This window comes from Streptomyces sp. NPDC058619 (genome assembly GCF_042717785.1).
Taxonomy (GTDB): domain Bacteria; phylum Actinomycetota; class Actinomycetes; order Streptomycetales; family Streptomycetaceae; genus Streptomyces.
The window spans coordinates 55,433-62,820 of sequence record NZ_JBHXQN010000037.1 but is presented as its reverse complement, the minus strand read 5'-3'; the positions used below and the strand labels follow the sequence as shown (position 1 = coordinate 62,820).

5 protein-coding genes are annotated in these 7,388 nt (G+C 71.3%); 1 reads left to right on the top strand and 4 read right to left on the bottom strand.

The window, feature by feature from the left end:
• Positions 1-143: 143 nt before the first annotated feature.
• The 3 genes from pyk to pta all read right to left on the bottom strand — a co-directional run bounded on the left by pyk (position 144) and on the right by pta (position 4,973).
• Complete coding sequence (gene pyk / locus ACFWTC_RS28030) at positions 144-1,574, bottom strand: pyruvate kinase (protein ID WP_383928943.1); 1,431 nt, start codon at positions 1,572-1,574, stop codon at positions 144-146.
• 63 nt (positions 1,575-1,637) lie between these two features.
• Entirely contained in the window at positions 1,638-2,852 is a 1,215-nt protein-coding gene (locus tag ACFWTC_RS28025) for an acetate kinase (RefSeq protein WP_384026714.1), read from the bottom strand.
• Positions 2,853-2,888: 36 nt separating this feature from the next.
• A complete protein-coding gene (pta, locus tag ACFWTC_RS28020; protein WP_384026712.1) occupies positions 2,889-4,973 on the bottom strand; it encodes a phosphate acetyltransferase in 2,085 nt (694 codons plus the stop codon).
• Positions 4,974-5,342: 369 nt separating this feature from the next.
• On the opposite strand from pta, the gene ACFWTC_RS28015 reads away from it, so the two are divergent.
• On the top strand, positions 5,343-6,368 hold the full coding sequence (locus ACFWTC_RS28015) for an ATP-dependent 6-phosphofructokinase (RefSeq protein WP_383928935.1): 1,026 nt from the start codon (positions 5,343-5,345) through the stop codon (positions 6,366-6,368).
• A gap of 142 nt (positions 6,369-6,510) precedes the next feature.
• Here ACFWTC_RS28015 and ACFWTC_RS28010 read toward each other — a convergent pair whose 3' ends face one another.
• Positions 6,511-7,194, bottom strand: a complete 684-nt coding sequence (locus ACFWTC_RS28010) for an XRE family transcriptional regulator (protein ID WP_383928932.1) — start codon at positions 7,192-7,194, stop codon at positions 6,511-6,513.
• Positions 7,195-7,388: the final 194 nt, after the last annotated feature.

The window sequence follows — 7,388 nt, the reverse complement described above, 5'->3', positions numbered from 1 at the left end:
CCTAACACAACCCCCGCCCCCCCCCGCCCCGGACCGCCCGGCCGCCCCCCCCCCCCCGGGGCCGCGCCCCCGCGCTTCAGGTGTGCGCGCCCCCCCCCCGCCCTCGGGCTCTGTGCGGCAGGGCCAGGCGTGTGCGGGCCGGGTCAGGCGCTCGCGGCGCCGCCCAGGTGGTGGACCCGGACCATGTTGGTGGTGCCCGGGACGCCGGGGGGCGAGCCGGCCGTGATGATCATGGTGTCGCCCTGGTTGTGGCGGTTGAGCTTGAGCAGCTCCGCGTCCACGAGGTCGACCATCGCGTCGGTGTTGTCCACGTGCGGGACGACGTACGACTCGACGCCCCAGCTCAGCGTGAGCTGGTTGCGGGTGCCCTGGTCGGTGGTGAAGGCCAGGATCGGCTGGGACGCGCGGTAGCGCGAGAGCCGGCGGGCGGTGTCACCGGACTGCGTGAAGGCGACCAGCGACTTCGCGTCGAGGAAGTCCGCGATCTCGCACGCGGCGCGGGCGACGGCTCCGCCCTGCGTACGGGGCTTCTTGCCCGGGACCAGCGGCTGCAGGCCCTTGGAGAGGAGCTCCTCCTCGGCCGCCGTGACGATCTTCGACATCGTCTTGACGGTCTCGATCGGGTACGCGCCCACGGAGGACTCGGCGGACAGCATGACCGCGTCCGCGCCGTCGAGGATCGCGTTGGCGACGTCGGACGCCTCCGCGCGCGTCGGGCGGGAGTTGGTGATCATCGACTCCATCATCTGGGTCGCGACGATCACCGGCTTGGCATTGCGGCGGCACATCTCGATGAGCCGCTTCTGGACCATCGGGACCTTTTCGAGCGGGTACTCGACGGCCAGGTCGCCACGGGCCACCATCACGGCGTCGAAGGCGTCGACGACGGCCTCCATGTTCGCGACGGCCTGCGGCTTCTCGACCTTGGCGATGACCGGGACCCGGCGGCCGACCTCGTCCATCACCTTGTGGACGTCCTTGACGTCGTCGGCGTCGCGGACGAAGGACAGGGCGACCATGTCGCAGCCCATCCGCAGGGCGAAGCGGAGGTCGTCGACGTCCTTCTCCGACAGGGCGGGGACGTTGACGGCGGCACCCGGCAGGTTGATGCCCTTGTGGTCCGAGATGACACCGCCCTCGATGACGATGGTCTTGACCCGCGAGCCGTCGACCCCGGTCACCCGGAGCTCGACGTTGCCGTCGTTGATCAGGATCTGGTCGCCCTTGGAGACGTCGCCCGGCAGGCCCTTGTAGGTGGTGCCGCAGATGGACTTGTCGCCCGGGACGTCCTCGGTGGTGATGGTGAACTCGTCACCGCGCACCAGCTCCACGGGGCCCTCGGCGAAGGTCTCCAGACGGATCTTCGGGCCCTGGAGGTCGGCGAGGACGCCCACGGCGCGGCCGGTGTCCTCGGACACCTTCCGGACGCGGTCGTACCGCTCCTGGTGCTCTGCCTGGGAACCGTGGCTGAAGTTGAATCGGGCCACGTTCATACCTGCCTCGATGAGCAGCTTCAGCTGGTCATACGAGTCGACGGCGGGGCCCAGCGTGCAGACGATTTTGGAACGGCGCATGGAGCGGATCCTATCGGTTTGTTTCGCAGCGGAATATTCCGTCTGGCGGAAAGTCCAAAGTGACTACTGAGTAACCAGCGCGTACGCCTGGGTGGCGATCTCCAGTTCCTCATCCGTCGGGACCACGGCCACGGCCACCCGGGCGTACTCCGCCGAGACCAGCCGCGGCTCCGGGGAGCGCGCGGCATTGGCCTCGAGGTCCAGCGCGAGGCCCAGCTCGGCCAGGCCGTCCACCGCAGCTTCGCGGACCTGGTGGGCGTTCTCGCCGACCCCGGCCGTGAACGCCACCGCGTCCACCCGGCCGAGCACCGCCGAATAGGCCCCGATGTACTTCTTCAGCCGGTGCACGTACGCCGCGAAGGCCAGGGTCGCGGCCTCGTCGCCCTCGCCCGCCCGCCGCAGCACCTCGCGCATGTCGTTGTCGCCGCACAGGCCCAGCAGACCGCTCTTCTTGTTCAGGAGCGAATCGATCTCATCCACCGAGAGGCCCCCCACCCGCGCCAGGTGGAAGACGACCGCCGGATCCAGGTCGCCGGAGCGCGTTCCCATGACCAGGCCCTCCAGCGGGGTCAGGCCCATCGAGGTCTCCACGCAGACCCCGCCCCGGACCGCCGACGCGGACGCGCCGTTGCCCAGGTGCAGCACGATCACGTTGACCTCCTCCGGCGCCCTGCCGAGCAGCCCTGCCGTCGCCCGCGAGACGTACGCGTGGGAGGTGCCGTGGAAGCCGTACCGCCGGATGGCGTACTTGTCGGCGGTCGCGGCGTCGATCGCGTACCGGGCCGCGTACTCCGGGATCGTCGCGTGGAAGGCGGTGTCGAAGACGGCCACCTGCGGGAGGTCCGCGCGCAGCTCCCGCGCCACCTCGATGCCCGTCACGTTCGCCGGGTTGTGCAGCGGGGCCAGCGGGATCAGGCTGCGGATCTCCGCCAGCACCGCGTCGTCGATCACGGTCGGCCGGGTGAACTTCGTACCGCCGTGCACCACCCGGTGGCCCACGGCGGCCAGTTCGGGGGAGTCCAGCCCCAGCCCGTCGGCCGCCAGCTCCGCCGCCACGGCGCGCAGTGCCGCCCCGTGGTCGGCGATCGGCCCGAGCTGCTCGCGCTTGCCGCCGGCGGCGCCGGGACCGGTCAGCGGCTCGTGGACGAGGCGTGAGGCCTCCTCCCCGATCCGCTCCACCAGGCCGACGGCGAGGCGGGACCGGTCCGCCATGTCGAGGAGCTGGTACTTGACCGACGAGGAGCCGGAGTTGAGGACGAGTACGCGCGATGCGGTCACGGTGGGGTCTTTCCTTGTCGCGGACGGGGGGAGGGGTCAGGCGGTGGGCGCCGGCGCGCCCTGCGCCTGGATGGCCGTGATGGCCACGGTGGTGACGATGTCCTGCACGAGGGCGCCGCGCGAGAGGTCGTTGACCGGCTTGCGCAGACCCTGGAGCACCGGGCCGACCGCGACGGCGCCCGCCGAGCGCTGCACGGCCTTGTACGTGTTGTTGCCCGTGTTGAGGTCGGGGAAGATCAGCACGGTCGCGCGCCCGGCCACGTCGGACCCGGGCAGCTTGGTCGCGGCGACCGAGGGCTCCACGGCCGCGTCGTACTGGATCGGACCCTCGATGAGCAGGTCGGGGCGCTGCGCGCGGACGAGCTCGGTGGCCTTGCGGACCTTGTCGACGTCCGCGCCCGAGCCCGAGGTGCCGGTCGAGTACGAGAGCATCGCGATCCGCGGCTCGACGCCGAAGGCCGCGGCGGTGGCCGCCGACTGGACGGCGATGTCCGCGAGCTGCTCGGCGTCGGGGTCCGGGTTGACCGCGCAGTCCCCGTAGACGAGGACCCGGTCGGCCAGGCACATGAAGAACACCGAGGAGACGATGGACGCCTCCGGCTTGGTCTTGATGATCTCGAAGGCCGGGCGGATGGTCGCGGCGGTGGAGTGCACCGACCCGGAGACCATGCCGTCGGCGAGGCCCTCCTGCACCATCAGGGTGCCGAAGTAGTTCACGTCGGTGACCACGTCGTGGGCGAGCTCGACGGTCATGCCCTTGTGGGCGCGGGCCTGGGCGTAGTAGGCGGCGAATCGTTCCCGCAGCGGGGACTTCGCCGGGTCGATGAGCTGCGCGGCCGAGATGTCGATGCCGAGGTCGGCGGCCTTCTTCAGGATCGCCGGCTCCTCGCCCAGCAGGGTCAGGTCGCAGACCCCCCGGCGCAGCACCACGTCCGCGGCGCGCAGCACGCGCTCCTCGGTCCCCTCGGGAAGGACCACCCGGCGCCGCTCGGAGCGGGCCCGCTCCAGCAGCTCGTGCTCGAACATCATCGGGGTGACGCGCTCCGAGCGGGCCACCGACAGCAGGTCGCGCAGCTCGGCGGTGTCCACGTGCCGCTCGAAGAGGCCGAGTGCGGTCTCCAGCTTGCGGGGGGTGGCCGAGTTCAGCCGGCTCTGCAGCGAGAAGAGTTCGGCCGCGGTCGGGAAGCTGTTCCCGGCGACCGAGACCACCGGGGTGCCCGGGGCCAGCTTGGAGGCCAGGGTCAGTATGTCCTTGCCCGGGCGCTCGTTCAGGGTCAGCAGAACGCCGGCGATCGGCGGGGTGCCCGAGGTGTGGGCGGCCAGCGCGCCGATGACCAGGTCGGAGCGGTCCCCGGGGGTGACGACCAGGCAGCCGGGCGTCAGGGCGTTCAGGAAGTTCGGCAGCATGGCGCCGCCGAACACGAAGTCCAGTGCGTCGCGGGCCAGCCCCGCCTTGTCGCCGAGGAGCACCTCGCCGCCCAGCGCCCGGGTGATCTGGGCGACGGTCGGGGCGGACAGCGACTTGTCGTCCGGCAGCACGTAGCAGGGGACCGGGAGGCGGGCGGCCAGCCGCTCGGCGATCGGCTCGCGGTCCTCGGCGGCCACCCGGTTGACGATCATCGCGACGACGTGGCAGCCCAGCGACGCGTACGCGCGGTAGGCGTTGCGCGCCTCGGCGCGGACGGCCTCGGCGGCGTGCTTGGTCCCGCCCACGACGGGGACGACGACCGCGCCCAGCTCGTTGGCGAGGCGGGCGTTCAGGGCGAGCTCGTCGGGCAGGTTCGTGTCGGCGTAGTCGGTGCCGAGGACCAGCATGACCTCGTAGTCCCGGGCCACGCGGTGGTAGCGGTCCACCAGCTGCGAGACCAGCTCGTCGGTGCCCTTCTCGGCCAGGATGGACGAGGCCTGCTGGTACTCCATGCCGTAGGCCGTCGAGGCGTCCTGGTCTATCCGGTACCGGGCCTTGAGCAGGTCGAAGAGCCGGTCGGGGCTGTCGTGGAGCAAGGGGCGGTAGACGCCCACCCGGCCCGTCTGCCGGGTCAGCAGTTCCATGATCCCCAGCTCGACGACCTGGCGGCCGTCCCCCCGCTCGATACCGGTCACGTACACGCTGCGCGTCACGCGTGCTCTCCGTCCATGTCTGTGGCTGGTCCGCCCGAAAGCGGATGCGGATGCTGGTGCGGGCGCCGCCCCACCGCGCCGCCCCACCGCGGCGGCCGGCGAGCGGGTCGAGCGGGTCCAGGGCGTGATTGACCCGGTTGGGAAGGGCTTGCCCTCTTGACAATACCCCTGCGGATGGATAGGACACCCGCCGGCAAAAAGGCCTGCCCAGAGGGGTCGAAAGGCCCCCGGACCGGAGTGGCACACAGCGCGCCGTACCCCCCGCACGTGGAACAATCGGACACGCTTCACCCATACGCCCTTCATGTGTACGGCCGTCCGCCCGCACGCGGAAGGCCAGGTACGACCAGGAGCAGGAGACACAGCACGATGCGTATCGGAGTTCTCACCGCAGGCGGCGACTGTCCGGGCCTCAACGCTGTCATCCGGTCGGTCGTACACCGCGCCGCCGTCGGGCACGGGGACGAGGTCATCGGCTTCGAGGACGGCTTCAAGGGCCTCCTCGACGGCAACTACCGCCCCCTCGACATCAACGCCGTCAGCGGCATCCTCGCCCGCGGCGGCACCATCCTCGGCTCGGCCCGGATGGAGCGCGCCCGCCTCCACGAAGCCGCCGAGAACGCCCGGGAACTGGCCACGCGCTACGGCATCGACGCCCTCATCCCGATCGGCGGCGAGGGTACCCTGACCGCCGCCCGGATGCTGTCGGACGCCGGGATGCCGGTCGTCGGCGTACCGAAGACCATCGACAACGACATCTCCTCCACCGACCGCACCTTCGGCTTCGACACCGCCGTCATGGTCGCCACCGAGGCCATCGACCGCCTCAAGACCACCGCCGAGTCGCACCAGCGCGTGATGGTCGTCGAGGTCATGGGCCGCCACGCCGGCTGGATCGCGCTGGAGTCCGGCATGGCCGGCGGCGCCCACGGGATCTGCCTGCCGGAGCGCCACTTCGAGGTGGACGCCCTGGTGAAGATGGTGGAGGAGCGCTTCGCCCGCGGGAAGAAGTTCGCCGTCATCTGCGTCGCCGAGGGCGCGCACCCGGCCGAGGGCTCCATGCCGTACGAGAAGGGCGCGATCGACCAGTACGGCCACGAGCGCTTCGCCGGCATCGGCAACCGCCTCGCCGTCGAGCTGGAGCGGCGCCTGGGCAAGGAGGCCCGCCCGGTCATCCTCGGTCACGTCCAGCGGGGCGGCACGCCCACCGCCTACGACCGCGTCCTCGCGACCCGCTTCGGCTGGCACGCCGTGGAGGCCGTCCACCGGGGCGAGTTCGGCAACATGACCGCCCTGCGCGGTACCGACATCGTGATGGCCCCGCTGGCCCACGCGGTCACCGAGCTGAAGACCGTGCCCGAGAACCGGATGTACGAGGCCGAGTCGGTTTTCTAGCCGCCCCCCGGTCCCGTCGCCCCGCGGCGCGGGACCATCCGGGACCTCCGGCCCCACTTCCGCGGCCGAACGGCCCCGGTCCGCCCCCTCCCGGGACGGGCCGGAGCCGTTCACCGCAGAGCCGGGGCCGCCCGGGTGTGTGCTACGCCGCACGCCCCGCGAGGTCCCAGAACCGCCCCACGATCTCGGCCAGGAACTCCCGGCCCGCGTCGCCCGTTCCGGCCGAGCCCTCGGCGCCGCCCCAGCTCAGGGTCGCCACCATCCGCGACTGGTAGTCCCCGTGCAGCCGCTCCAGTACCCGCTCCAGATGGGGCCGGGGGATCGGCAGCAGTTTCGACAGCGGTTTCACGTACGCCTGCCAGCGCGTGGTGACCGCGCTGCGCAGCACCTCGGCGAGCTCCTCGTCCTTGCCCGTGGCCGTCACGAACTGCGCCAGCGTCAGCCCCAGTACCAGGGCGAGGGCCGCGGACTGGCGCTCGTTGCCCTTCCAGCGTCCGGCGTCCTCCATCTTCTGGTACGCGTTCGCCTCCAGGCCGACCCGCCGGGCCAGCTCCTCGGCGGCCAGCCCCCTGGATATCCGGTGTTCGCGAAGACTGACCGGCTCTGCGATCAGCTCCCCGGGGGAACACCACAGGACACCGGCGAGAGCCGTCAGCTCGGCGGAGGTGGGCGAAATCTCGCCACGTTCCCAGGCCATCACGGTCTCGGGCGCGACAAGCAGTCCGTACTGGGCGCGCAGGCCGTAGGCGACGTGGCCGGGCGCCATGCCCAGGGCCGCGCGGAGACGACGCGCGGCGGGGGCATTGAAAGGTGGGCTGGAGTGCACACGGCATACCGTAGAAGTGGCCAGGCCGCTGCGCCTACAGACCAAACAAACAAGCCCATAACTCGTAGGAACATCCTAGAGAGTTAAGGGCATTCGTCGGGTTTCTCAGCGACTGTCCGGTAATCGGTACGAGGGAAGATCCACTGCCACCACAAGGTTTCAGCCAGCGCCCGCCGACGCAAGTCCCGTGACGC